Annotated in this window: 21 protein-coding genes and 2 pseudogenes; 11 read left to right on the top strand and 12 right to left on the bottom strand. The window is 61.1% G+C overall.

All coding sequences use genetic code 11. The features are described 5' to 3' along the window. Window positions 1–31 precede the first annotated feature (31 nt). Window positions 32–1,543 (top strand): arabinosylfuranosidase ArfA, encoded by a 1,512-nt coding sequence (gene arfA, locus AC5RUO_RS16775; RefSeq protein ID WP_494104106.1) that lies wholly within the window; start codon window positions 32–34, stop codon window positions 1,541–1,543. Next, the gene (locus AC5RUO_RS16770) at window positions 1,540–2,454 is read left to right on the top strand and encodes an aldose 1-epimerase family protein (RefSeq protein WP_494104105.1); all 915 of its coding nucleotides are present in this window, start codon (window positions 1,540–1,542) and stop codon (window positions 2,452–2,454) included. Before arfA ends, AC5RUO_RS16770 begins: the two co-directional genes overlap by 4 nt. A 515-nt stretch (window positions 2,455–2,969) precedes the next feature. Here AC5RUO_RS16770 and AC5RUO_RS16765 read toward each other — a convergent pair. Continuing rightward, on the bottom strand, window positions 2,970–3,764 hold the full coding sequence (locus AC5RUO_RS16765; protein ID WP_494104104.1) for an HAD domain-containing protein: 795 nt from the start codon (window positions 3,762–3,764) through the stop codon (window positions 2,970–2,972). Between the two features lie 356 nt (window positions 3,765–4,120). On the opposite strand from AC5RUO_RS16765, the gene AC5RUO_RS16760 reads away from it, so the two are divergent. The 6 genes from AC5RUO_RS16760 (at window position 4,121) to AC5RUO_RS16735 (ending at window position 9,659) form a co-directional block, all read left to right on the top strand. After that, on the top strand, window positions 4,121–4,732 hold the full coding sequence (locus AC5RUO_RS16760) for an RNA polymerase sigma factor (protein WP_494104103.1): 612 nt from the start codon (window positions 4,121–4,123) through the stop codon (window positions 4,730–4,732). Continuing rightward, on the top strand, window positions 4,729–5,391 hold the full coding sequence (locus AC5RUO_RS16755; RefSeq protein ID WP_494104102.1) for a hypothetical protein: 663 nt from the start codon (window positions 4,729–4,731) through the stop codon (window positions 5,389–5,391). Before AC5RUO_RS16760 ends, AC5RUO_RS16755 begins: the two co-directional genes overlap by 4 nt. 144 nt (window positions 5,392–5,535) lie before the next feature. Next, window positions 5,536–5,772 (top strand): hypothetical protein, encoded by a 237-nt coding sequence (locus AC5RUO_RS16750; RefSeq protein ID WP_494104101.1) that lies wholly within the window; start codon window positions 5,536–5,538, stop codon window positions 5,770–5,772. 467 nt (window positions 5,773–6,239) lie between these two features. Further along, window positions 6,240–7,337 carry an ABC-three component system protein gene (locus AC5RUO_RS16745; protein WP_494104100.1) on the top strand — a complete coding sequence of 366 codons (1,098 nt, stop codon included), beginning with the start codon at window positions 6,240–6,242 and terminating at the stop codon, window positions 7,335–7,337. Beyond that, complete coding sequence (locus tag AC5RUO_RS16740) at window positions 7,334–7,810, top strand: ABC-three component system middle component 2 (RefSeq protein ID WP_494104099.1); 477 nt, start codon at window positions 7,334–7,336, stop codon at window positions 7,808–7,810. The genes AC5RUO_RS16745 and AC5RUO_RS16740 overlap by 4 nt, the downstream gene beginning before the upstream one ends. Then, window positions 7,794–9,659: a hypothetical protein gene (locus AC5RUO_RS16735; RefSeq protein ID WP_494104098.1), complete on the top strand. Its 1,866-nt coding sequence runs from the start codon at window positions 7,794–7,796 to the stop codon at window positions 9,657–9,659. Before AC5RUO_RS16740 ends, AC5RUO_RS16735 begins: the two co-directional genes overlap by 17 nt. Window positions 9,660–9,846: 187 nt before the next feature. Here the strand turns inward: AC5RUO_RS16735 and AC5RUO_RS16730 are convergent, their stop codons facing one another. Beyond that, complete coding sequence (locus AC5RUO_RS16730; RefSeq protein ID WP_494053336.1) at window positions 9,847–10,161, bottom strand: ArsR/SmtB family transcription factor; 315 nt, start codon at window positions 10,159–10,161, stop codon at window positions 9,847–9,849. 101 nt (window positions 10,162–10,262) lie between these two features. On the opposite strand from AC5RUO_RS16730, the gene AC5RUO_RS16725 reads away from it, so the two are divergent. Continuing rightward, the gene (locus AC5RUO_RS16725; RefSeq protein WP_494104097.1) at window positions 10,263–11,315 is read left to right on the top strand and encodes an SDR family oxidoreductase; all 1,053 of its coding nucleotides are present in this window, start codon (window positions 10,263–10,265) and stop codon (window positions 11,313–11,315) included. Window positions 11,316–11,637: 322 nt separating this feature from the next. Here AC5RUO_RS16725 and AC5RUO_RS16720 read toward each other — a convergent pair whose 3' ends face one another. From AC5RUO_RS16720 to AC5RUO_RS16705, 4 genes are all read right to left on the bottom strand, one after another. Then, complete coding sequence (locus AC5RUO_RS16720) at window positions 11,638–12,630, bottom strand: hypothetical protein (protein WP_494104096.1); 993 nt, start codon at window positions 12,628–12,630, stop codon at window positions 11,638–11,640. Further along, window positions 12,627–13,238: an RNA polymerase sigma factor gene (locus AC5RUO_RS16715; RefSeq protein WP_494104095.1), complete on the bottom strand. Its 612-nt coding sequence runs from the start codon at window positions 13,236–13,238 to the stop codon at window positions 12,627–12,629. The genes AC5RUO_RS16720 and AC5RUO_RS16715 overlap by 4 nt, the downstream gene beginning before the upstream one ends. Before the next feature lie 678 nt (window positions 13,239–13,916). Next, complete coding sequence (locus AC5RUO_RS16710) at window positions 13,917–14,504, bottom strand: DinB family protein (RefSeq protein WP_494104094.1); 588 nt, start codon at window positions 14,502–14,504, stop codon at window positions 13,917–13,919. 202 nt (window positions 14,505–14,706) lie between these two features. Further along, window positions 14,707–15,873 (bottom strand): IS30 family transposase, encoded by a 1,167-nt coding sequence (locus AC5RUO_RS16705; protein ID WP_494104115.1) that lies wholly within the window; start codon window positions 15,871–15,873, stop codon window positions 14,707–14,709. 269 nt (window positions 15,874–16,142) lie between these two features. On the opposite strand from AC5RUO_RS16705, the gene AC5RUO_RS16700 reads away from it, so the two are divergent. Together AC5RUO_RS16700 and AC5RUO_RS16695 are read left to right on the top strand one after the other, a co-directional pair. Next, entirely contained in the window at window positions 16,143–16,349 is a 207-nt protein-coding gene (locus tag AC5RUO_RS16700; protein WP_229666519.1) for a ribbon-helix-helix protein, CopG family, read from the top strand. Continuing rightward, the gene (locus AC5RUO_RS16695; RefSeq protein WP_494011102.1) at window positions 16,346–16,714 is read left to right on the top strand and encodes a type II toxin-antitoxin system death-on-curing family toxin; all 369 of its coding nucleotides are present in this window, start codon (window positions 16,346–16,348) and stop codon (window positions 16,712–16,714) included. The genes AC5RUO_RS16700 and AC5RUO_RS16695 overlap by 4 nt, the downstream gene beginning before the upstream one ends. A gap of 190 nt (window positions 16,715–16,904) precedes the next feature. On the opposite strand, the pseudogene AC5RUO_RS16690 reads toward AC5RUO_RS16695, so the two are convergent. From AC5RUO_RS16690 to AC5RUO_RS16665, 6 genes and pseudogenes are all read right to left on the bottom strand, one after another. Then, a pseudogene (locus tag AC5RUO_RS16690) lies at window positions 16,905–17,571 on the bottom strand (IS5 family transposase); the annotation flags it as partial. 36 nt (window positions 17,572–17,607) lie between these two features. Further along, a pseudogene (locus AC5RUO_RS16685) lies at window positions 17,608–18,049 on the bottom strand (LacI family DNA-binding transcriptional regulator); the annotation flags it as partial. Between the two features lie 812 nt (window positions 18,050–18,861). After that, complete coding sequence (locus AC5RUO_RS16680; protein ID WP_494104093.1) at window positions 18,862–20,613, bottom strand: glycoside hydrolase family 35 protein; 1,752 nt, start codon at window positions 20,611–20,613, stop codon at window positions 18,862–18,864. A 16-nt stretch (window positions 20,614–20,629) separates the two neighbouring features. Then, on the bottom strand, window positions 20,630–21,346 hold the full coding sequence (locus tag AC5RUO_RS16675) for a hypothetical protein (RefSeq protein WP_494104092.1): 717 nt from the start codon (window positions 21,344–21,346) through the stop codon (window positions 20,630–20,632). Further along, on the bottom strand, window positions 21,343–22,287 hold the full coding sequence (locus AC5RUO_RS16670) for a carbohydrate ABC transporter permease (RefSeq protein ID WP_494104091.1): 945 nt from the start codon (window positions 22,285–22,287) through the stop codon (window positions 21,343–21,345). Before AC5RUO_RS16670 ends, AC5RUO_RS16675 begins: the two co-directional genes overlap by 4 nt. Further along, window positions 22,287–23,210 carry a carbohydrate ABC transporter permease gene (locus AC5RUO_RS16665; protein WP_494104090.1) on the bottom strand — a complete coding sequence of 308 codons (924 nt, stop codon included), beginning with the start codon at window positions 23,208–23,210 and terminating at the stop codon, window positions 22,287–22,289. Before AC5RUO_RS16665 ends, AC5RUO_RS16670 begins: the two co-directional genes overlap by 1 nt. Between the last annotated feature and the right edge of the window lie 5 nt (window positions 23,211–23,215).

Below are 23,215 nucleotides of genomic sequence, written 5' to 3'. Positions count from 1 at the left end.
TCCAAGCCACCACGTACAGAAAGCAATTTTGATGCAGAACGCACGCCTTACGCTCGACCCCCACTTCACGGTCGGGCGAATCAACCGCAACATCTTCGGCGGGTTCGTCGAACACCTTGGCCGCCACGTTTACGACGGCATCTATGAACCCGGCCACGAGAGTGCCGACAACGAAGGATTCCGCCAGGACGTCATCGAACTCGTCAAGGAGCTGGGTGTTTCCACCATCCGCTATCCCGGGGGCAACTTCGTCTCCGGGTTCCGCTGGGAAGACAGCGTGGGACCCCGCGAGGATCGCCCGACCCGCGTGGACCTCGCCTGGCACTCCACCGAGACCAACCAGGTGGGCATGCACGAGTTCGCCTCCTGGCTGCAGAAGGTAGGCAGTGACCTCATGCTGGCCGTGAACCTCGGAACGAGGGGAACGACCGAAGCGCTTGAACTCCTCGAGTACTCGAACCTGCCGAAAGGTACCACGCTCGCCAACCAGCGCATGGCCAACGGCCACCCGGACCCGTTCGGCGTCAAGATCTGGTGCCTGGGCAACGAGATGGACGGCCCGTGGCAACTTGGGCACCGCTCCGCCGAGGACTACGGCAAGCTCGCCGCAATCACGGCCAGGGCGATGCGCCAGCTGGACCCATCGATCGAGCTCGTGGCCTGCGGTTCCTCGAGCGCCCACATGCCGACGTTTGGCGAGTGGGAGCGCGTGGTGCTCACCCACACCTATGACGTCGTCGACTACATCTCCTGCCACGCGTACTACGAGGAGAAGAACGGTGACCTGGGATCGTTCCTCGCATCCGCCGTCGACATGGACCACTTCATCGAGTCCGTCGTGGCGACGGCCGACCATGTGAAGGCCGTCCGCGGCAGCTCAAAGACCATCAATATCTCCTTTGACGAGTGGAACGTCTGGTACATCAGCCGTTTCGAGAACATCGATAAGATTGAGGGCCTCGACAACTGGCCGGTGGCCCCGCGCCTGCTCGAAGACTGCTACTCAGTGGCGGACGCCGTCGTGTTCGGTAACCTCATGATCTCGCTGCTCAAGCACGCCGACCGCGTCACCTCCGCTTCACTGGCGCAGCTCGTCAACGTGATTGCGCCCATCATGACCGAGCCAGGCGGCCCCGCGTGGCGCCAAACCACGTTCTTCCCGTTCTCGATCACCTCGAAGCTCGCGCAGGGATCGGTGCTTGAACTCAAGCTCGACGCCGGGACGTACGAAACCAGCGAGTACGGTACTGTGCCGCTCGTCGACGCCGTGGCCACGCACGACGACGAAACGGGCGCGGCCGCCGTCTTCCTCGTCAACCGCTCACAAACCGAGGAGACAACCGTGACCATCGACATCGCGGCCCTCAACGGCTTCAGCTCTGTCGAGGCGCAGTCACTGTTCGATTCGGACGTGTACGCGAAAAATACCCTCGAGGAGCCCGAGCGCGTGACCATGAAGCCAAACACCTCCGCCGCCCTCGACGGTAGTGCAGTCACCATCACCCTTCCTCCCGTGTCATGGACGGCCGTTTCCCTCACATGAACCACCAGGAATACAGAATCGAGGGCGGCGGCTACACAGCCGTCGTCCTCGGCTTCGGGGCCACCGTCCGCGAACTGATTTACCAGGGGCGGCCGCTCGTAGTGGGCTTCGGCTCCGACGAAGAGATGCCCAACTACCGTGGCGCCTTCGTGGCTCCCTGGCCCAACCGCATCGGCGATGGGCGCTACATGTTCGACGGGGCGAACTACCAGCTTGCAATTAACGAGCCAGACCGGGCCGCTGCGCTGCACGGGCTCGTGTTCGATGTCCCTTGGACAGTGGTGGAGCACACCGGGAGCACCCTTACCCTCGCATGCACCATTGAGCCCACGGAAGGCTACCCCTTCAAGCTCTACCTCCAAGCGCGGTTCAGCCTCGACGGGCAGGGCTTCAGGACAGACGTAGCAGCATGTAATGTCGGCGCCCGGCGCGCTCCCTACGGCGTCTGCCCCCACCCGTACCTGGTGGGCGGGGCGTCGCCGCTCGACGAGTGGGTGCTCGAGCTGCCCGCCTCAACGGTTCTGACGGTAACTCCCGACCGTCTCCTGCCCGTGGCCAAGGAATCGGTCGCCGGCACTCCGTTTGACTTCCGCTCTGCCCGTGCCATCGGTGATGTGCAAATCGACCACGCTTTCACACACCTTGCCTGGGATAGCGAAGGGCGCGCCATGGTCCGGGTTATCGATCCCACCTTCGGGACCGGCACTGCGATGGTGTGGGACGCGAGCTGCCCTTGGGTGCAGATTCACACCGCGGACCTTCCGAGACAACCAGAGCGCACCCGGCTCGGGCTTGCCGTCGAGCCCATGTCATGCCCGCCGGAGGCCTTCAACACCGGTGAGGACCTCGTGGTCCTCGAACCGGGGGAGAGGCACAGCACGGGCTGGACCATCCTCGCGCTGTCGCTCTGATCGGCATAATTAGTACGCGCCACACCCAGCTGGGCTAGGGCTCTCCCCACCCTTGCCTGACTGGCAGTCATGCCGCAGCTGAAACGGACACCGTGACGGAGCTCAACCCAATTCGCTGACCATTCACCGGCGCATCCCACCTGAATCCTGTCAGGCAAGGTTTTAGTTCGTAACAGACGGAGGTCACGGCACGCGGACCCGTTTGAGCTTCGAGGGCGCTTTGAAGCCAGGGGAACCAGTTTGCATCCGGAGACGATTGATATCCGTGGACGATGACGACGCGCTGGACGGGTCGAACCGGGACATTACTGGCTGGGGCGTTCATAGGCAAAGACTCTAGAGGGTTCAGCTGGCATCCCAGTTATGCGCGCGAATACCGCCACCGTACACCCGCCTCGCGTAGGCGCCCCGGAGCTTAGATTGCGCTGCTTCTCCATTCGACGCTGACGGTACACGTCGTTACCCCTTCAGTCGTGACCGTAATGCGCTTGGCGGGGGGCGTAATCCGGCTGCTGTCAGGGCGCATGGTCCCGGTCCTCGTCGTTGATGAAAACCTGCACCGCCACGACGTGGGCTTCTGTCAGGCCCTCCTCAGGGTCAGGCTTCTCCAGCAGGACGGGTTGGTGGTACTGGTGGGCCCAGTCGTGCACGTCAGCCTCTAGTGCGTCGTCGATCCATACTATGGCGTCCCAGTCAGCGCCGCCTTCGGCCTCCATTTTGTTCAACCACCTGGATACTGACCCCAGTTTGGGCGTCTGCTGGTCCTCATCGTCCGGCTCCGGCATGATCTCCACACGCAGCGGTTTCACCTCAAGCTGCAGCTGCGCTTCGAGGCTGTCCACAAGATCCTCATCTGACGTCGATACCCACGCGAGCCTCCCTTTGGTGGCGAGCCGACGCACCAGGGCAACCTTTAAATCCGAGAGCTGCACATTCTTCCCATCAGACTTGTCACCCGGCTGAAGCTTAGGGTTGAGCACACCGTTGATGTCGAGGAGGATGATCGGTCTCATGACCGAGACCATAGCCGCTCCGCAGGCAGGAGGGTAGTCTCCAGGTCCTACTTGCCCGTTCTGAGTGGCGGCTGCCGCCACCACGGGGTCTGACGCCGGCCGTGAATCCTCAGTGATCTCTGCGTCAAGACCAAAGTCGGAGCCTCCGATGATGGGCACGAGTGCGGGGTGGACTGGACTGAGCAAGGAGGTAGCACAGTCTTCGAAATCGCGCGGGTCGATCCGCGCGCGCGTATCGGAAAGACGTTGATCGATGCGATCGAGCAAGTTCACCTCAACCACCTCGGCGATCTCCATCCGAACTTGTTGATGGGCCCCATGGAGCGAGTTTATGTGCGAGCGGCGACATTGCCACATCTACCTCTCATGGTTTAGCAACATGCAATGCGGTGGGCTGGAAGAGCGCATCCTCTCGGGCGAGATGACGTCGAATGGTGACAGTTCAGGTCTGGCTCGAAGTATCCGCAGCGGACGATAGGACCTCATTGCAGGCGGAGGGCCTGGCCGGTTCACCTTCATAACCGATGTGTTTCAAATCCCTAGTGTTTTGAGGCGGAATGGTTTCGAGACACCGAGTTTGATAGGAAACCTTGAGCTGCCATCCCTGCAGGGAACCTTTTCTGGTCCGGCGGACACTACAAGGTATGAGGCTAATGGCGGAGAATGACGAAGACCTGTGGCGCAAGTGCGTAGCAGGTGACGCGGACGCCTTTGAGGCTCTATTCGCCAGGCACGCTGACGCAGTCTTTCGGTACTGCCTATCCCGCTGCGGTTCCTGGCACGACGCGGAAGAGCTCGTCTCGGTTACGTTTCTCGAGGCGTGGCGGCAGCGGACCAGGCTTAAACCGGAGAGGGACAGTGTCCTTCCGTGGTTGCTTGGGATGGCAACGAACGCTGACCGCAATCGTGGCAGGGCTTCACGGCGGTACGCTGACTTCCTTGCCCGGCTGCCGCACTCGGATCCGCGGCATGGTGAAAATGAAGCGGATCATGCAGTAGCAGTTGCTTCCAGGCTGGATGCGGAGCGCGAGGTCCGCGAGCTATTGGAGACAACCGCCGGGCTGAACGACGGCGAACGGGACGTCGTGATCCTGTGCCTCATGAACGGAATCCCCCAGGAAGAAGCCGCTAAGACGCTCGGCATACGGGCCGGGACAGTGAAATCAAGGCTTCACCGGGCACGAACCAAGCTGGCTGGCATGAGCCGGGCCATTGAGCCCGTCGAACAACTCGACACCACAATCGTTGAAGCGAGGCTGTCATGAACCTATCTGAAGTGAATTACCCGAAAGACACTAAAAACCGCGTCCAGAACCTGCTTGGGCAGGAAGCACGCCGCCGCCCTAAGCCGGCCCGGAAATGGCTCACCCTCCCAGTCGTGATCGCCGTCGCCGGCACCGCGCTGGTTGGCACCACGGCCGCTGGCGTCTACGTTGCCTTGGCCCCGGTCGAAGACAAGCGGGACATCCGCTGCTACTTCCGAGCCGACCTCACCACCACTTACCCCATTCCGGGTGCACCGGGGGACAGAATGCCCCCGTACATCACCACCGGAACTTTCATCACCGGGTTCGATGACAAGAACAACCCAAACCCCGACGACAAAAACGCCGGAATGCAACAGGTCAACGACCCCATCAACCAGTGCAGCCGCGCATGGGACCTGGGAACCATGAACCCAAACGGCATCAACGACGACATCATCCCCGAGGGGTTCGTTTCCCCGATCCCCTTTGCTCCGGGCACCGTAGAGGGAGGGAAAGACCAGAACGGCAAGCCCCTCTTCCCGGATCCCGCCCTTAAGACATTCGGAAACTACATACCGTTCCTGACTGCGTGTGTGGTCGACGAGACGGTGGCCGTCATCCCCGGCCCACCTCAAGTCTGCGCCCAGCTCGGAATCCCCGCCCTCGAAGAGAGCTAACCAAACGCACCACGCCCGCGGCGTCCTGTCAGCACATCTGGGGGGGACAGGACGCCGCCAACACTCTCCGACGAGGTGGCCGTGAGGCCGTGTCGCTTACGCGCCTGGGATTCTTCCTGGGGTACCTGCCACGAGGATATTCTCGTGGACGGCTACGAAACCCTCATCTTCGATTTGCGAAGAGTCGTAGTTGTCCGGGACCAGGACAAGGGAGACGACTCCATTCATGCCAGTCCGAACAATTTCTTTTCTTGGATCGGCTTGGTCGCTGCATCCAGTGGCCCACAGGTCGGGCCGGTCATTGGGGAACGCCGTCACACACGTGTACGGAGCATTCGTGGCCTGCGCGACAAAGTACCTGATGCCATCCTCAGCGGCTAGAAGCCGGGTCGTGTGCTCGGTTCGCATCATCTCCGGCACACGCGCCGGCAGGACATCCGCGCTGGTTGCTTCACGGTCCAGCGCACTGATCCGTGGAGGGGTAGATGTACATCCGGCCAACGACAGCGCTGCGGCAATCGTGGTGATGACTACCGATATGCGGCCTGGTCGTTTCATAGCAAGTTCCCCCTACAAGCTTGATCCTTCAACCCTACCCGAGCGCATTTGCTTGGCCGCTTTTCAAGACATTTGACACCGGCCAGGGCCGTGTTACAGCAGCTGAGCGTCACCAAAGGTGCCATTTAGCGCTGCGAAAATGCCCTCATCTATCGCTGTGATTCACAGTGTCGTGACCAACGACAGCGCTTGCTGTTTGGCCGCGAAAAGCTGCACGATGAACGATCCTTATACGGGCATCGCCCAGTGTCGTGTCTGGCCGGATGCCGCGTGTCCGCTAACTTGGGCATATGGGATTAAGGGATGAGATCAGCGTGAGTGACCTCCGGCCCCCAACCCCGCCCACAGTGCTAACCGCAGCTCACGCCGAGCATGGACCTCGTATTGCCCCGCGAAAGGTCATTCAGACCTACGATCCGGATGAATGGGAGGTCTTCATCGAGGAGTGGGCGACGGGTCTGTCTCCCAAGTACGTCGGAGTTCGGCGTTTCGGCGGCTCAGGTGACCGAGGGGTCGACGTCGCGGGCTTTAAGACTGATCGAGGCTTCGAGGATGAGTGGGACTGCTTCCAAGGGAAGCACTACGACAAAAGCCTGACGCCCTCGAACGCGTGGCCGGAGATGCTGAAGGTCTTCCTTCTTCCTGTGCTTACGCCGCTCTACACACTGCCGTCGAGCTATAGCTTCATTGCTCCTCATGGTTTGGGCACGAATCTGGCGCACCTGATCTCGACGCCGACCCAGCTACGCGCGAAGTTTCTTGAGCAGGTCGAGTCCAGCGGGGCCAAACCGTTCAAGGAACTCGACGACGACACTCGGGGCGCCGTGCACGCGCTTGCCAGCGCGACTGACTTCTCAATGTTCGGCGCGGTTGAAGTCTTGGCGTTGCTAGATCAGCACAAGGCGACCCCGTACCACTCCGCTCGTTTCGGAGGCGGACTTCCTGATCGCCCCACTTTCGAAGACCCGCCGCAGATTGTCAGCCCTAAGGAACTTGTGTATCTGACGAAGCTTCTCGACGCGTACCAGGAGCGGTATGTGACCGTCGACAGCATTGCGTCCGCCGAGGTACATAGCAAGGCCGGTGTGCACCTCCAGCGACAGCGCGAGAGTTTCTTCCGAGCTGAGGCACTTCGCACATTCGCGCGCGATCAAGTGCCTCCGAACACCTTCAAAGGGCTACAAAGCGAGCTGTTCGACGCGGTTGTTGAGACCGCCGAAGCTGAACACACCGATGGATTGGAGCGCCTCCGTTACACGCTCGAGCAAGCGGTAAACGCACAACTGAGCGCTAACGCCCTTATTCAAGTTACTGAGCCAGCCGATAGACGGGGTATCTGCCATCAGCTCGCCAACGACGACCGACTCACCTGGGTCGCTGACATATGACGCAGTTGCTGAACAGCCCGCTTGAGATCGGCATTCGAGTCGTAGCGCTTCTCACCGCTCTTTATCCAGAGCGCGCCGATCTCGCCCGCATCGTTCTCCTCGATCACGTTGTGCTCCACAGCAGTGACTTCGCCGGTGCAAGTAGCCTTCACCCGGAGATTCCAGGTCGAGTCGGTGAGCTTGGCGTTAAGCGGGACCTCATTCGCGAGGGAATTACTATCATGGGAGCGCGCGGACTGATTGCCAGAGATCTGACAACTGCTGGGATCTACTACCGGGCGAGCGAGGATGCTCGCCCGTTCCTTGACTCGATGGACGCGATCTACCTCGCAAACTTGCGGGCACGGTGCGCTTGGGCGGCCGGTACGTTCGGGGGCCTCGACGACGATGACATCAGGGCCAGGCTCGCTGTCGTGTTCGGAAGCTGGGCTGAGGAGTTTGAACAATTGAACGGGCATGAGCACCATGGTTAGTCGACTCCACCTCATTCACCTCACCGCGGTCGGCAATAATGTTGCCCCGGCCACCATTGAGTTTGGTCATCGACTCACGGTGATCCACGGCGCCTCCGACACCGGCAAGTCCCATGTCTTCGACCTCCTCAGCTATGCGTTCGGAATGGCACAGACGATCGAGCTACCAGACGAGGCCCAGGGATACCAGTATGTGCACCTTGGCGTTCGAACAGCTGAGGGCAACATCGTCACGCTTGTTCGTGACTTCGACGGTGGGCGCATCGGTCTAGTCGAAGAGGACCTTCGCGAACTGATGACAGAGCCGGCGCCAGAGTACTTAGTACCGAAGCATGTATCGACGGATCCGCGAAGCGTCTCGCGGTATCTGCTCTCGCTTATTGACCTCGACGGGTCTGTGGTTCGAACCAGTCAATACAACGAGACTCGTCCGCTGCAATGGCGGGATGTCATCCGTCTCGCTGCGGTCGACGAAGAGACAATTCTTACCAAGCGTTCGCCCATTGAGTTTGGGCAGTACCAGCATCGCCCCGTGGAAGCTGCAATCTTCCGCATGTTCATTCAAGGTCAAGATGATTCCGGGCTGACGCCGATTCCTAAGGCTGCTGAGTTGAAGAAGATCTCGGCCAACAAACTAGAAATCCTCGATCAGGTCATCGCGGATCTAGAGCAAGAGCTTGCCGCATCCTCGCCTGTCGATCAGCTTCATGACCAACTCGCGCGTCTGAACGATTCGCTGATTGCTGCGAGCAAGGCGATGAACGACGTCAGTTCTGAGCGTGACGAGCTCGTGCTGCGTCGCGCAGCGAATACGAAAACCCTGGCCAGTTTCGTCGAGCGCCAAGACGAACTCGGCAGCCTCGAAGCACGATTCGGGCTCCTTCATACCCAGTACGAGTCCGACCTCTCCCGCCTTGAGATGCTTGCTCAGGCATCCGATGTGCTCGTGGTCGAGGAAGACGGGAGTTGTCCGTTCTGTGGAGCAGAGCCAGCGCATCAGCACTGGCCCGAATCTCCGCTCGCTACAGATGAGCCGGCGACGTTCACCGCCGCCATCGTTTCCGAGCAGCACAAGATTGTGTCGCTGCGAACGAATCTTGAAGAGACGATCAGCTCCATCCGGGCCGAACATCAAGAAATTATCGTGCGCGCTAGTGCGCTCTCAGACGACAACGCGCAGCTCACTGCTCAGATTCGCCGCCTCGACACCGAGATCAAGACGCCGGGTGGGGAGCTGTCACCGCTTCTTGAGACTAGGTCTCGTGTGGAGCGTGAGATCGACACCCACAATCGACTCTTGAACCTCCTCGCGCTACGGACGGCGACAGGGCAAGTCGACAAGCCAAAAACCTCAACCGAGGTCCCGATCGTGTCAGCTGACCTGCATCAGTTCGACATGGTGGCACAGGAAATCCTCCGGCAATGGTCTTTCTCCAACGACAGCACCGTCCACTACTCCACAAGTGAGCGCGACTTGGTCGTCGACCAACGCGTCCGCCGGGTGCGAGGCAAGGGTGTTCGCTCGATTCTCCGTGCGCTCTTTAACGTGTCTCTTGCGGAGTACTGTCTCCGCCGCGGCTACCGACACCCAGGGTTCGTCATTCTGGATTCGCCGGTCGTCACATACCGGCAGCCAGGAGACCCGGAGCTCAGCGGGGAAGAAGAAACGATCAGCACGAACGTCGTCGATGCGTTCTATGTTTATCTCCAGAATCAGTTCGGCGGTCAGTCGCTAATCCTCGAGAACAAGTCGCCGGTCTCACCGCTTCCGGAGGGCAGCCGGGAGTACTTCTTTGGTGGCACGGCAGCGACGACACAGCGAGCCGGATTCTATCCTCCGCGGAGCTAATTAGGTCTTACGTCCAAATTCTCGAACACACGCGTCGAGTGTTGACCGCGACATACAGCCGCGCGAAAGCCGGCCGTGGAGCGCGCAGCCAGGCATGAATCTTCCCTCGGCGCTGTTACCAGCCTCTGTACGCACGGCAGCGCCCGGTAAAGGATCTCCTCAGAGGCAGTCCCTCTAGCCGGTTCTTTCAGATGGTGGTGAGGAGCGTGCCACCGATTTCTTCGATGCGCTTTTCGTTGCGCTGGTAGTGCGTCCACGGGCCGATGCGTCGACTAGTGACAAGGTCGGCGCGTTGCAGGATGGCCATGAACTGTGACGCGGTGGATTGGGACACCCCAGCCCGTGCCTGGATGTGCTTGAGGCACACACCGACCTCCTCGGCCGGTTGCTCCTGCGGAGGGAAGGATTTTGGATCCTTCAGCCATCGCATGATGCACAGACGTGTTGGATGGCCCAGGGCCTTGAACACCTGCACCAGCTCGTCCTCGCTCAACTCATTCACCCCACCAGCATATCGGTTCTTCCCGATCTGTCGATGTCGTGATACTGCTTAGATCGGTAATAAGCGATATGACGATGCTTGGGATTCAGAGGAGCAGGGACATGAGTTCAAAAACAGCAGTGGTTGTCGGGGCGCGCGGAGTGATTGGCGGGAATCTGGTCAGTCACCTCGAGCAGTTGGGTGACTGGGACATCATTGGCCTGTCTCGCCGCGGAGGGATTAGTTCCGGCCGGGTCCGGCATATCGCAGTCGACCTGCTCGATCGGGATGACACCGTAGCTAAGCTCTCTGACCTCGTGGGGGTGACGCACGCGTTCTACGCCGCGTATCAGGACCGGCCGACGTGGGCGGAGCTTGTTCCGCCGAACCTTGCGATGCTCGTGAACACGGTCGAGGTCATCGAAGCGGCGTCCCCTAGTCTGGAGCACGTGTCGCTGATGCAGGGGTACAAGGTGTACGGGGCGCATTTGGGTCCCTTCGCGACGCCGGCCAAGGAGGACGCCCCGGCGCACATGCCACCGGAGTTCAACGTCGACCAGCAGCAGTTCCTCGAATCCCAGCAGGCCGGCAAGGCTTGGACGTGGTCGGCGCTGCGCCCATCGGTGGTGTGCGGGATCGGACTGGGGAACCCGATGAACCTCGCCATGGTCATCGGGGTCTACGCCTCCATCAGCAAAGAGCTCCGCATTCCGCTGCGTTTCCCTGGCAAGCCCGGAGCGTACACCAGCCTGATCGAGATGACCGACGCGGGGCTTCTCGCCAAAGCCACGGTCTGGGCCGCCACGGACCCGGCCTGCGCGAATCAGGCCTACAACATCACCAATGGTGACCTGTTCCGGTGGGAACACATGTGGCCCAAGATCGCAGCGTTCTTCGATCTCGACACGGCCCCGCCCCTGCCCATGTCCCTGGCAACGATCATGGACGACAAGTCGGAGCTGTGGGACGCCATGGTGGCGAAACATGACCTCGAATCCATCCCTTATAGCGACGTATCCTCATGGGTCTTCGGGGACTTCGTCTTCGCCTGGGACTACGACGTCCTCTCCGACAGTTCCAAGGCCCGCCGCGCCGGCTTCCACGAGTACGTGAACACCGAGGACATGTTCATGAGCATCTTTCAGGACCTCCGCGACCAGCGCATCATCCCCTGAGTCCGGGGCGCCGCAGGGGCGTGTCGGTTCGTCGCCAAGGGTGATGTGCCGAGTGCATCAAATCGTTGCAAGCACTCCCTCGGGGAACTCCCCAAGGGAGTGCTGCACGCTTGGATCTGACCTGCCACTGCTGCCTGCCGGACCGGGCAGTCCGGTAGCTGAGGGAAGCTAATAGGAGCAGTAAGGACTTTTCGGGTCAATCCTTCCGCCTCAAAAGGCTAAGGTTTCGAGGCGCCGAGGTTACGAGCACCAAATCAGGGCGAGGAGAATAAATTCGTCAGTCCTCGTAGGGAACTCTAGCGAAATAGGATCGGCATCCTTTTCATCGAGGTGCTTCGTCCACAATTCGGTAGTCGATGGCTGTGTGGCCGACGACGTCGTTGGAGCCGAAGCCGAAGGCTGCCACCGTCATGATTGTTCGTTCGCCGATGACCAGGCCTGTGTCCGGGTCAATGATTATTTCTGCCCTTTCTCCTGCACGGAGAGGTTCAGTTCGGCCGATGGCTATGCCAACCTTGCCGTCAAAGTTCGCTTGTTCGCTGGCGGTCACGCCGGGGATCAGGGCCAAAGCATCGTAGAGCCCGGATCGGAGGTCAGCGGGGACGAGACCCAGCCTGAGGAGATCAGTGATTCGGACAAAGTTGTTCTCGTCCCGGGAGGCGGAACCGCCTTGATACTGGGCGTTGAAGTGGTCGTACAAAGCCTGCCCGTCCCGCGGCAGGGCGTCTAGCTCTTCATCGTTGAGCGGTGTCCAAGGGCCCCCATAAAAGTGCCCGTCTTTGGCCCGGATTACCTCATCATCCACGGGTGCAGGGCCGATGCTCCCCCAGTCACGGTCGAGCACCCAGTCCTCGTCACGGTTCCCCGGGACGTAGACGTCAATGGTTTGTGCGTTCATTCCCGTGCTGATATTGCCAGAAGCGTCCTGGCTGGAGAAACGCCAATTGGCATGTGTGTGGACAAGCAGATATTCGCCCGGCTTGGCTACCGGGTCTACAAACGTCATTGTTTGTGCTGCCGTGGCCCTGAGAACATCAGCGGCGTGGGCGCTTTGGGCAGTGACGCTGATCTGTCCTACGGCCAGTGTGCCGACAACTGCCGCAGTGGCTCCGAGTAGGACACGCCTGGCGATTCTGGGACGAGGCGTTGGCTTGTCTTTCAGCGGCAAGCGGGTATCTTGATGCAGACGGCCGGATAGCGCTGTTTTTCCAGGCTTGTAACGGAGGGGATTATCGGCGCCGGCCAGCGTTGGCAGCTCGACGAGCTGCTTACGCAAAGCGTCCCGCCGGTCAGTTTGGAACTGGCGTGTGCTCATGATGTTCTCCATCCGAGAGTCGTCTGTGTTTGAGGTTCTGCTTCATGCATGACCTGGTTGTACAAGGTTCCGAGTCTTGATTTGGCGCGGTGGAGGCGGGATTTCACTGTTCCGTCGGCGATACCGAGTGCGGCACCCGCCTCCTTTGCTCCCATGCCTTCCACAACGCACAGGGTGAGAACGTCCCGCTCCGGCGCTCTGAGCTGCGCGAACGCTTCCCGGAGGGCAGAAGCTTGGAGCTGGGATTCGTCAGCGTCAGCGATGCTTTCGGCGATATCGGCTGAATCTTCCGGTGGTGGGAGCAGGTTTAGGAAGTGTCTGTAGCGGCGTTGCTGGCGGACATGGTTACGCAGCGTGTTGTTCGTGGTTATCAGCAACCAGGGCAAAATGGAGTCATTGACTATGCGGATGTTGGCCCGCCTTCGCCACGCCTCATAAAAGACCACAGCCACGACGTCCTCAGCCACATGTGGGATTCTCAGCACGTTTAAAGCGTGCCGCCATACCCTGTCGTAATGGCGATCGAAAAGCTCCCCGAACGCATCACCATCTCCACTAACAACTTGACGCCACAACGCTTCGTCCGAGACATCCAATTCCTCACCCATACCTCATAGTGTCCGGTCACCCTTGCCGGTTCCGTAATTTGAGGAAAAAGTTCAAAGAGGTCAGAAACATGGGATCACCATGCTTCTTGGTGCCGTCACGTGGCCGGCCGCGTCAAAGGTTAGGGTTCGGGGACGCACTGATGCCGGTAGAGTGCGGTCCATGACATTGGGGGATGCTAGACCGGACCCTGTCCGCCGCCCATGGGCCTTCACCGCGGTCTGCGTCATGGTCGCATCACTGACGCTGCTGGTGTTTGGACTGTCCCAGGACCCGGTTATCGAACTGATGCCTTGGTATATCACCGCTTATCTCCTGATAGGGGCGTGCATCTTCGTCCCGGCCGGGAAGCTCCCGTCGCCGCGGCAGGCGTGTTGCCCCTCATTGCCCATCCCATGCAGGAGTGGCCGCCCGGACCATTCGTACGTGAGTGCGCTGCTCATCAGCAGGAAAGGGACAGGGATCGTCTCTCGCCCCCGAGCCCCACCAGCGTTGAGGGTTGACTGACGGGCGTTGATGCGTGACCACGGGTGTCCGGACCTCCTATGCGCAAGTTCTCTTTCGCTCGGTACTGCTATTCACAAATGCACAGACAGGTCTCGAAACCGAGGGAACTGTCTCGCTTTCTTTCTCGCAGGTAGCGGCGCCCGGCCGGATAGCCCAGAACGACCGACGATGCCCTAAGCCCCGTCGGCTAGCTCTTTCATCCGCAGACGCTGCTCTTCCCACTGATCGGGCGTGAGGTCTGGAATGTTCGGCGCGGATGGGCGCAAACCAATGAAACCATCCAATTGCTCGCGCACGATGTCCAAGTGTCCGGCATGACGGTGAGACTCGGCGATCATATGCACCAGAAGGCGTTCCACCGTAGTGTGCCGATGCTTTATCCACCACTGCACCAAGGCCGGTGAATCCAGCTCCAATTCATCGAGCACTGCATCGGCTGCGACGGTTGTCTCCCGATAGATCTTAACCGCATCGACCAGCGTCATATCCGGCGGCGGGAGGAAGGCTGCCTGGGGGTCCTCGGCTTCGATAACGCCCCGGATAACGGGGTTCTCAATTTCCCGTCCAAGACATGAAATGAAGTACTGGGATTCGGTGACGGCCAGGTGGAGCAGTAGGCCCATGACATGGGTGCCTGTCGGAGTCAGGGGAGTACGCGCTTGGGCATCACTCAAGCCCTCACACTTCCACAAGATTGCTTCGCGGGCGTCGTTCAGATACTCACGAAGCTGTGCCCCTCTGTCATTTTTATCGATTGGCATGAACTGAACGCTACACGCTACTTTGTCTCGTATCCCTTGGGAAATGAGATGTCTCATTTCCGCGGAGAGACGTCTGACCTGCAGGGTCGCTTATTTTCTTTGGAATCTTGTACGCGCGATGGCAAGGGCGATTCTCGTAACTATGTCTCATAACTTCGTAGCCAGAATCTGGCGAGTTCAGGTGGTGAGTGCAACACCGGATTTAGTTGACTGGGTTCGAGACTAGCTCGGCGAGGACTTCTGCCGGCGTTCGGTAGCCGTGTCGTTTGCGTGGCCGGCGGTTGAGTTCCGCGGCAACGTTCTCGAGGATTCCGGGCCCGTGGAAGGACAGATCGGTGCTTTTCGGGAAGTACTCGCGGAGGAGCCCATTGGTGTTTTCGTTGCTGCCGCGCTGCCAGGGCGAATGCGGGTCGCAGAAGTAGATCGGCATACCGGTCGCCATCGTGATCTCCTGATGCCGGGACATCTCCGCTCCTTGATCCCAGGTCGTCGAACGGCGCAGCTGCTCGGGGAGGGTATTCATCGCGGTGATCATGGCCTGGGCAACGGTGCGGGCGGTGTGGTCCCGAGGCAGATGCAGCAACATCACGTATCCCGTAGTGCGTTCGACGAGGGTCCCGATCGCGGATTTCGATGCCGTCGAACCGATGATTAAGTCCCCTTCCCAATGGCCGGGAACGGCGCGGTCCTCGACCTCGGCCGGCCGGTCAGAGATCATCACCATCTCCCGAAACCGTTGCGGGCGAGGACCCTCCGGCCTTTGCGGGCGCCGACTCACCCGTCCGGACCGCAGCGCCGTCGCAACTTCGAGGCGCAAGGATCCGCGGCCCTGGACGTAGAGGGCCTGATAGATCGTTTCGTGTGACACCTGCATCTCCGGATTCTCCGGATGCTCCATCTTCAGTCGGCCAGCGACCTGTTCCGGGCTGAACCGGTCGGTGAGCATCGTGGTGACCTGTTCCCGTAACGCTAACCCGTCCAACTTCCGTTGCTTCGGCCTGCGGGCACGAGCCCACGTCTGCTCCTGCGCGAGCGACGGCGAATACCGGTCACTGACCCGGTTCCTCGTGACCTCCCGGCTGATCGTCGACGGAGCCCGGCCCAGAATGGCGGCAATACGACGCACTCCATGGCCCTGGGCAAGCTGAAATCCGATCTCTTCCCGCTCACGCAACGACAAAAGCCCTGCACGGGGCACACTGAAATCCGGAACCGGCGATGGCAACACCTTCTGATGGTCGCTCAACCACCGGTACGCAGTCGGACGCGACACCCCCGCGGCCTGCGCCGCTACGGCTACCGACAGCCCGGCATCCAGCCCTTGCCAGAACGCTAATCGAACACCCAACGGCGACCACGGCCTGCCCATCGACGACACCCCACAGAATTCAGGGTGTTGCACTCACCACCTGAACTCACCTCTGGTACTCATCCTTGGTTATGAGACAGGTGAGCGGGTGTCGGCTCTAGGGGATTAGAGCGAGGTCGGAAGGACAGACACTTCTGGGTTCAGCAGCCTAGCGTCTTGAAAAACGACAGAGCTTTCCAAGACACCGAGGCCCTGCTCGGGTGAGTCTGGTCCAATTAGCGAGGCTGCAGCTCAGTCAAGGGCGGGTACCGGTTTGGTACCATGAGGGCATGGCTATGAATCTTCGTGTCCCTGAAGACCTCGATCGGCGGCTGGAGAAGTTGGCTGCCGAGGAACATACGTCCAAGTCCGCGCTTCTGTTGCAGGGAGCCGAGTTGGTTCTGCAGCGCCACGCGCGCCGACGTGAAATCAGCGCAGGTCTTGATTTTGTTATGAGTCATGACGCTGATCTGCTGAAGCGCCTTGAAGACGCGTGACAGCGTACCTGGACATTGAGGATGCACTTCAGGTAGTTGATCGCTACGGCTTCCATATCCGTGATGTTGGGTTGTTGGCCTCGGCATTGGCCAGGCCGGCTACGACTGTCATGGGCGCGGAAGCCTATCCGGAACTCGCGGTGAAGGCGGCTGCCTTGTTGGAGTCGGTCGCCCGGTTCCATCCACTCATTGATGGCAACAAACGGACGGCGTGGACGCTCATGGTGCTGCTGCTGTGGATCAACGGTTACCGGCATGACTTCACCACGGATGAAGGCTTCGACCTCGTCGTCGGAGTCGCCGCGGGCACTATCGACTTGCTGGACTCTGCCGCCGAGATTTCCAGGCATCTGGTGCCCCGGTAGGCCTCCAGCGCCCCCGAAAGGGGGTGTGGACAATGTCCACACTTTTCGTCTCGTACTGGGCCAAACAGCCTTCGGACTGGCTAGGATTCCGCATGTTTTCGCGGGTTCCCAGTGTTTGCAGGGCTTGGAAGACAGTTCGAGTCCCACCTCGGGCACAGTGTTTCGGCAGGTCAGTGCCTTTTTCCAAGTTCCGTTCGACGACGCTGCGGGCTTTGTAGTCCTCTTTGTCGAAGGCCGGAGGCCTGCCTTCCGTGGACCCGCGCCGCTTCCGGTGGCCCGATCTGGTCAGATGGTTGCGGGATGACAGCGGTGATGCCGCGGTCGCGCGAGTGGGTCCGGATTGCCTTGGATGAGTAGGCCTTGTCACCGCGGACACGGTCCGGGCGGGTGCGTGGCCTGCCCTTGCCATCGACCAGGGCGTGAATCCTGGTACTCAGTCCGCCGCGGAACGGCCAATGGCATGATCATCCGGTTCACCAAACAGATTCATGTAATTCGACCGGTCCCCCTGTGACGCGCGGAAGATTGGTGCCGTGCTGGTGGGCGCGGTTGACCGTCGAGTCCACCGAAATTGACCAGTCCACTTCGCCTTGAGCGTCTGCGACCGTTAGCAGCCCGGCCAGGATCCTGTCCCAGGTACCGTCACGCTGTAGCGGCGGTGCCGCTTCCAGATCGTCTGCCATGCCCGAATTCGGCAGGCACGTCAGGCCAGGCGATCCCGCACCGGTATCGGTAAATGATGCCTTCCACCACGGCCGGTCATCCCGGAACGGACGACCGCGGCGGCCATCAGAAGCCGCCAGCAACGGCTGAATACGGGCCCACTGACCATCAGTCAGAACAGAAGTACGAGACACCCGTCCAGCATCCCGAACAACTAACCCAGGCTTTAGGAGACGCCCTAGTTCCTCGTTGGGTATAGGAACCACGTGGTAGCCCTCGGATGCCGTTGCCCCAATGATGGGATACCCAATGACGCCCACCCGTCCGCCGTTACGGCAGTAACGGTCAAGTTCTGCCGCCAGTTGGGCGTTGCTTCCTTGGTCCTGCTGCCGGCTGGATCGTGAGCCGGCAATGACGATGGAATCCGTCCGATGGGCCGCGAACGCCCGCGACGGCGGCGCATTCAACGTCTGGTGTGCCGTCGGTGGTTGCCAGCAGGACCCTCTTTTGTTGCTCACGCGCGGCCTGCTGGACGCCGCAGGCTATGCCGGCAAAGTAGGGGTCGGCGATGTCGTGGCCGGGTTTCCTCATGGAGCCGTTGAGGACCCGCGAGGCGGTGGAGAGTGAAACGCCTGCCGCGTGGGCGACTTCCGAGAGCGTGCTCACCGCCATGGGTTGCTCTTCCTGGCTTTATGCCGGTTGGTGCGGGGGCGTTCGAGTCTGGACGAGCAAGGGGCTGTGGTCATTGATGAAAATGACCACAGCCCACGATTCACAGCTCTTTTGCGTCTGCCTAGACGGCAGTCTCGTGTTCGTGGGTCCTGGCGTAGACCGGCCTTGTGGTGGGCCGCGACGTTTGCGGGGTCGTTGACGGCGTCCTTGATGCTGTCCAGGTCACGACCAATGGTTTCGGGCGTGAAGAAGATAGCGATTATAGTGATCACGGTCAGGAGTGACAGGTACGCGGCGATGGGTACCCAGGCACCCAGTCCTGCACCGTCAACCCCGGGGCCGCCGTCCGCGGTGACGACCAGGGAGATGATCCATGCGCCGAGGGGGTGCGACGCCACCAGAGATCACGGCGGAAATTTCTCGGGCGACGGACACTCCGAGGTAGCGCTGACGGGAGCCGAAGAGTTCGGACATGAAGGCGCTCTGGGATCCGAACATGCCCCAGGTGCCGATGCCGAGCGCGAGGGAGATAGCGAGTTCTGTATTGGATTGAAGAATGGACACTAGCGGTTTCTATCAGCCTCGTCCTGTTTAGGCGCCGATGACCTGCCTTCCGTCAAGCTACGTCTGGGCGCCGCGACACAAGGACGGCGCTGGCAGGGCAGCGTTCAGGTTGACCGAGGCCTCGAAGCTCCTGTCAGGTTGAGTTCCATGGAGCGGGAAGGCATCCGTGACGCGATCACTAATCCGCCCTTTGCCGATCATGGATATTCCATCAAGCTATCTGCCCTAACAGGTTAGGGAGGTGACGACTATTTTTCGTCCGGCCCCAAGTCCGGGCCGACCACAAACTGTACGTCCCGAGTGGAGCTGGCCTGGAGTTCGAGGATGGCGAGTTCGTTGTTGCCCTGTCGGATCAGTGGGCCGGGAACGTAGAGGGTACGTTGGGGGCCGCGGCTCCAGTAGCGGCCCAGGTTGAATCCGTTGATGAAGGCGTTGCCCTTTGTCCAGCCATCCAGCCGCAGGTACCGGTCGCCTGGCCCGTCGGCCTCAAATGTTGCGAAAGCCATGGATGGACCGGCCATACCGCCGCGCCCCACAAGCTCGCTGGCGGCGGCCCGGAAGGCGGCCAGCGACGAAAGGTCGACGGGCCGGATACTCCAGTCCAACACCTCATCCCCGTCCAGCAGCGCAGGTCCGATCAAACCTTTCGCTTCGCCGATGCGCAGCCCGTAGTTGACCCTGCCCTGGTCCTCGACGAGGATTTGCAGCAATCCGGCGTGAGGGAGGGCGATCGAACGCTCTTCGAGTTCGCGGCTCAGGGTGCCCAGCGGTGCTCCGTCGAGGAAGAACTGTGCCCTGTCCCGGACTTCACTGAAGGTGAGGACGCCGCCGCCGGTCAATTGTCGTTCGTAGAGGAAGAAGCCGCGGTACTGGCCGGTCACCTCGCTGACAGGAAGGGGCCCTGCCACTGCTACGGATTCCGGAAGCCCTGCCAGGACGTCCAGCAGTGAAACGCCGTCGGAGACGGACACCGTTGATTCCGCAGTGTCGACCCGTGGCGCGGGGACCTCCGTGGGGACCGGGAAGTGTTTTGCGATGACGTCCCGGAAGGCGAAGTACTTGTCGGTGGGGAAGCCGTCCTCAGAGAGGGGTGCGTCGTAGTCATAGGACGTGATGGTGGGTTCGTAGATGCCTTTGTCGTTGGCGCCGTTGGTGAAGCCGAAGTTGGTTCCGCCGTGGAACATGTAGATGTTCACGGACGCGCCGGCGGACAGCAGCGCCTCCAGTTCCGCGGCGGAGGCGCTGGCGTCGGTGGTGTGGTGGTAGGTTCCCCAGTTGTCGAACCAGCCGTTCCAGAATTCGGCGCACATCAGCGGCCCGGTGGGTTGCCGCTCCCGCAGAAACCCAAGCCGCTCCTCGGCGCGGGAGCCGAAGGTTCCGGTGTTGTGCAGCGCGGGCAGCGATCCGTCTTCGATCATGCTGCCAGACGGCTGGTCGCAGGTGAACAGCGGAACTTCCACGCCGGCGCGCTTCGCCTCGTCCACGAGGTGTTGCAGGTACGCCTTGTCGTTGCCGTAGGCGCCGTACTCGTTCTCGATCTGGAACAGGATGACCGGCCCGCCGCGGGTGATTTGGCGGTCCACCACGACGGGCAGCAGCTTGGCCATAAAGGCGTCGACGGCGGAGAGGTAGCCCGGTTCGCTGCTTCGGACGCCAATGGTTGGATCTGTGAAGAGCCAGGCAGGCAGGCCGCCGTTGTCCCACTCAGCGCAAATGTAGGGGCCAGGCCGGACGATTGCCCGCATCCCTTCTGACTGGACCAGGTCCAGGAACCTTCCGAGGTCGAGCCCTCCATCGAGGATAAACGTGCCCGGCGTAGGCGAGTGTTCGTTCCACGGCACGTAGGTTTCGATGGTGTTCAGGCCCATCAGCCGGGCCTTGCGGATCCTGTCCGTCCACAGGTCAGGGTGGACCCGGAAGTAGTGGATGGCGCCGGACAGGATGCGGAAAGGGTCGCCGCTAAGCAAAAAGTCCTTGTCGCCAATCGCGAAAGTTTCCATCAATTCCTCAAGATGGTCAGGGCGAACGAAGCGCAGTGTGGAAGGCGTAGGCGGCGTTGCTCCAAACAACGAACAAAAGCGGAGCGGGCGCCAGTGCCACGCCGAGGACCGGCTGCACCAGGGCGGCCGCGGCGATGATGCCCAGGAGCACCAGCATGGCCACGCTCAGGTACCAGCGCTGGACCGACAGGTAGAGGGAAGCCTTCATCAGGCCTCGAAGGCCTGCCTCGGGGAGGAGTACGACGCCGACAATCGCCATCACCGCGACGGTCACCGTGAGCGCCGCAACCACGGTTATCACCGGAACCAGCACGGCGGCCGCCGGCATGGACTGGACGATCACCAGATCCACCCCGAGAAACAGCAGCACTGCGACGGCAGCGAGCCCCAGCGGGGCTTCCCGCCGGAAGCTGCGCCGGTAACCGCGAAGGAACGCGGCAACCGGCTTGACCGCACCGCCGTCGTCGTTCAGTGCCTGGAAGGAGGCAAACAGGCCGGCGAGCGACGGCGGAACGGTGACCGAGAGCGCCAGGAAGAAGGGCCAGGCGGCGGTGGGGTCCGCCACCAGGGCCAGGCACAGCACCAGCGGGGCATTGGCCAGCGCCATCAGCACGTTTCCGGCCAGGAAGGTGTAGATGAAGCCGAAGATCCCGCCGAACGTCTCGAAGCCTGGGCTGGGGATGCGGCCTGCGAGGCCGCGCCGCTGCGTTGAGTGCTGTGCCACGGACGTCATCCTTTCATGCCGCTCGTGGCGATGCCCTTGATGAAGTACCGCTGGCCGATCAGGAAGATGATCAGGATGGGGAGCACGGAGATCACCGAACCGGTCATGATCATGGCGTACTCCGCGTCGAACTGGCCCACGAAGGACCGCAGGCCCAGCTGGACGGTCCACAACCGGTTGGACGTCAGGTAGATGAACGGGCCCATGTAGTCGTTCCACGTGTGCACGAACGTCAGCAGCGCCAGGCTGGCGAGGGCCGGCTTGGACAGGGGCAGGATCACCCGCGCCCAGATGCCGTATTCGCTGAGCCCGTCAATGCGGGCCGCCTCGCAGAGCTCGTCCGGAATGGTCATGTAGTACTGGCGCATCAGGAACACTCCGAATGCTCCGAACGCCTGGAGCAGGATCAGTGCGTTGAAGCTGTTGGTCAGGCCCAGGTTCTGCATCATGATGTACTGCGGCACCATATAGGCCTGCCAGGGCACGGCGATCGTACCTATGTACGCCAGGAACAGCACGTCCCGGCCGGGAAACCGGACCTTCGAGAAGCCGTAGGCGGCCAGGGACCCGGTGAGCACCTGGAGGCAGGTGATGATGACGGCCAGGTACAGGGAGTTCTGCAGGTACCCCATCATGGGGATGCGGGTCCAGATGTCCGTGTAGTTGCTCCACACGAACTCGGTGGGGATCCACTGGATGGGCACCGTGAGGACCTGGTTGTTCTCCTTCAGCGAGGAGGACAACATCCAGATGAACGGCACCATGAGTGCCACCACCAGGACGGCCAGCACGGCGTAAATGACCATGTCGGTGGTGCGCTTTTTCTGCTCCCGGAGGGAGCGCTTGCCTTGGTTGGAACCGGGCGTACGACGGCGGTCTTCCGCAGCGGGTGCCAGGCGGGTCCCGATGAACGGTGCCTCGGCCTTGAGGTCTTCGGCCATGTTGGTCATCAGCGTTCCCTCCGCTGTTGGATCTTGAACTGCAGGACGGTGACCGTCAGCACGATCAGGAAGAGCACCAGGGAGATTGCGGATGAGTAGCCGAACTTTCCTTCGCCGATGCCCTCCTGGTAGATGAGCTGGGACAGCACCGTGGTGGAGCGCCCCGGGCCGCCGTTGGTCATGACCACGATCAGGTCGAACACCTTGAAGCTGGAGACTGTCAGCATGACCACCACAAAGAACGTGGTGGGCCGCAGGGACGGGATGGTGACATTCCAGAAGCGCTGCCAGGCGCTGGCGCCGTCCACTTCGGCCGCCTCGTACAGCTCGGTGGGGATGGCCTGCAGGCCGGCAAGGTAGAGGACCATGTAGTAGCCCATATCCCGCCAGACGCTGGTGATGATAACGGCAGGCATTGCCCAGTCCGAGCTGGAAGTCCAGCCCGGGGTTTCGGCGATGCCGATGGCGTTGAGGAACTGGTTGATGGGGCCGCTGTCCGGGCTGAAAAGCATGTTCCAGACGACAGCCACCGCCACCAGGGAGGTGATGTACGGGAAGAAGATGGCTACCCGGAAGAAGCCGATGCCCTTGAGTTTCCGGTTCAGCAGCATGGCCAGGACGAGTGCCAGGGCCATGGTGAGCGGAACGTGCCCCAGGGCGTAGACCGCGGTATTCCGCAGCGCCACCCAGAAGGTGTCGCTCTGGAACATCCGCTGGAAGTTCTCCAGGCCAACCCAGCGGGGCGCCGTGAACGAGGTCCACTCCATGAAGGAAAGGGCGAACGCGGCGAGGACGGGAACGAGGGTGAAGGCCAGAAATCCCAGGAAGTTCGGCAGGATGAACGTCCAGCCGATCAGTGTGTTGCGCCGGGCCTGCTTCCGGTTGCCCCGGCTGATGACAGCCGGGGCCGGAGTGATTGTCTTAGTCGCCATGATGG

This window comes from Arthrobacter sp. Y3221087 (assembly GCF_059089905.1).
This window is presented reverse-complemented; position numbering and strand designations above follow the sequence as displayed.

What these genes read in the sequence shown, in the direction of transcription:
- arfA (WP_494104106.1), top strand. Translation starts at nt 32, where the DNA reads ATGCAGAACGCACGCCTTACGCTCGACCCCCACTTCACGGTCGGGCGA.
- AC5RUO_RS16770 (WP_494104105.1), top strand. Translation starts at nt 1,540, where the DNA reads ATGAACCACCAGGAATACAGAATCGAGGGCGGCGGCTACACAGCCGTC.
- AC5RUO_RS16765 (WP_494104104.1), bottom strand. Translation starts at nt 3,764, where the DNA reads ATGGAGATCGCCGAGGTGGTTGAGGTGAACTTGCTCGATCGCATCGAT.
- AC5RUO_RS16760 (WP_494104103.1), top strand. Translation starts at nt 4,121, where the DNA reads ATGGCGGAGAATGACGAAGACCTGTGGCGCAAGTGCGTAGCAGGTGAC.
- AC5RUO_RS16755 (WP_494104102.1), top strand. Translation starts at nt 4,729, where the DNA reads ATGAACCTATCTGAAGTGAATTACCCGAAAGACACTAAAAACCGCGTC.
- AC5RUO_RS16745 (WP_494104100.1), top strand. Translation starts at nt 6,240, where the DNA reads ATGGGATTAAGGGATGAGATCAGCGTGAGTGACCTCCGGCCCCCAACC.
- AC5RUO_RS16740 (WP_494104099.1), top strand. Translation starts at nt 7,334, where the DNA reads ATGACGCAGTTGCTGAACAGCCCGCTTGAGATCGGCATTCGAGTCGTA.
- AC5RUO_RS16735 (WP_494104098.1), top strand. Translation starts at nt 7,794, where the DNA reads ATGAGCACCATGGTTAGTCGACTCCACCTCATTCACCTCACCGCGGTC.
- AC5RUO_RS16725 (WP_494104097.1), top strand. Translation starts at nt 10,263, where the DNA reads ATGAGTTCAAAAACAGCAGTGGTTGTCGGGGCGCGCGGAGTGATTGGC.
- AC5RUO_RS16720 (WP_494104096.1), bottom strand. Translation starts at nt 12,630, where the DNA reads ATGAGCACACGCCAGTTCCAAACTGACCGGCGGGACGCTTTGCGTAAG.
- AC5RUO_RS16715 (WP_494104095.1), bottom strand. Translation starts at nt 13,238, where the DNA reads ATGGGTGAGGAATTGGATGTCTCGGACGAAGCGTTGTGGCGTCAAGTT.
- AC5RUO_RS16710 (WP_494104094.1), bottom strand. Translation starts at nt 14,504, where the DNA reads ATGCCAATCGATAAAAATGACAGAGGGGCACAGCTTCGTGAGTATCTG.
- AC5RUO_RS16705 (WP_494104115.1), bottom strand. Translation starts at nt 15,873, where the DNA reads ATGGGCAGGCCGTGGTCGCCGTTGGGTGTTCGATTAGCGTTCTGGCAA.
- AC5RUO_RS16700 (WP_229666519.1), top strand. Translation starts at nt 16,143, where the DNA reads ATGGCTATGAATCTTCGTGTCCCTGAAGACCTCGATCGGCGGCTGGAG.
- AC5RUO_RS16680 (WP_494104093.1), bottom strand. Translation starts at nt 20,613, where the DNA reads ATGGAAACTTTCGCGATTGGCGACAAGGACTTTTTGCTTAGCGGCGAC.
- AC5RUO_RS16675 (WP_494104092.1), bottom strand. Translation starts at nt 21,346, where the DNA reads ATGACGTCCGTGGCACAGCACTCAACGCAGCGGCGCGGCCTCGCAGGC.
- AC5RUO_RS16670 (WP_494104091.1), bottom strand. Translation starts at nt 22,287, where the DNA reads ATGACCAACATGGCCGAAGACCTCAAGGCCGAGGCACCGTTCATCGGG.
- AC5RUO_RS16665 (WP_494104090.1), bottom strand. Translation starts at nt 23,210, where the DNA reads ATGGCGACTAAGACAATCACTCCGGCCCCGGCTGTCATCAGCCGGGGC.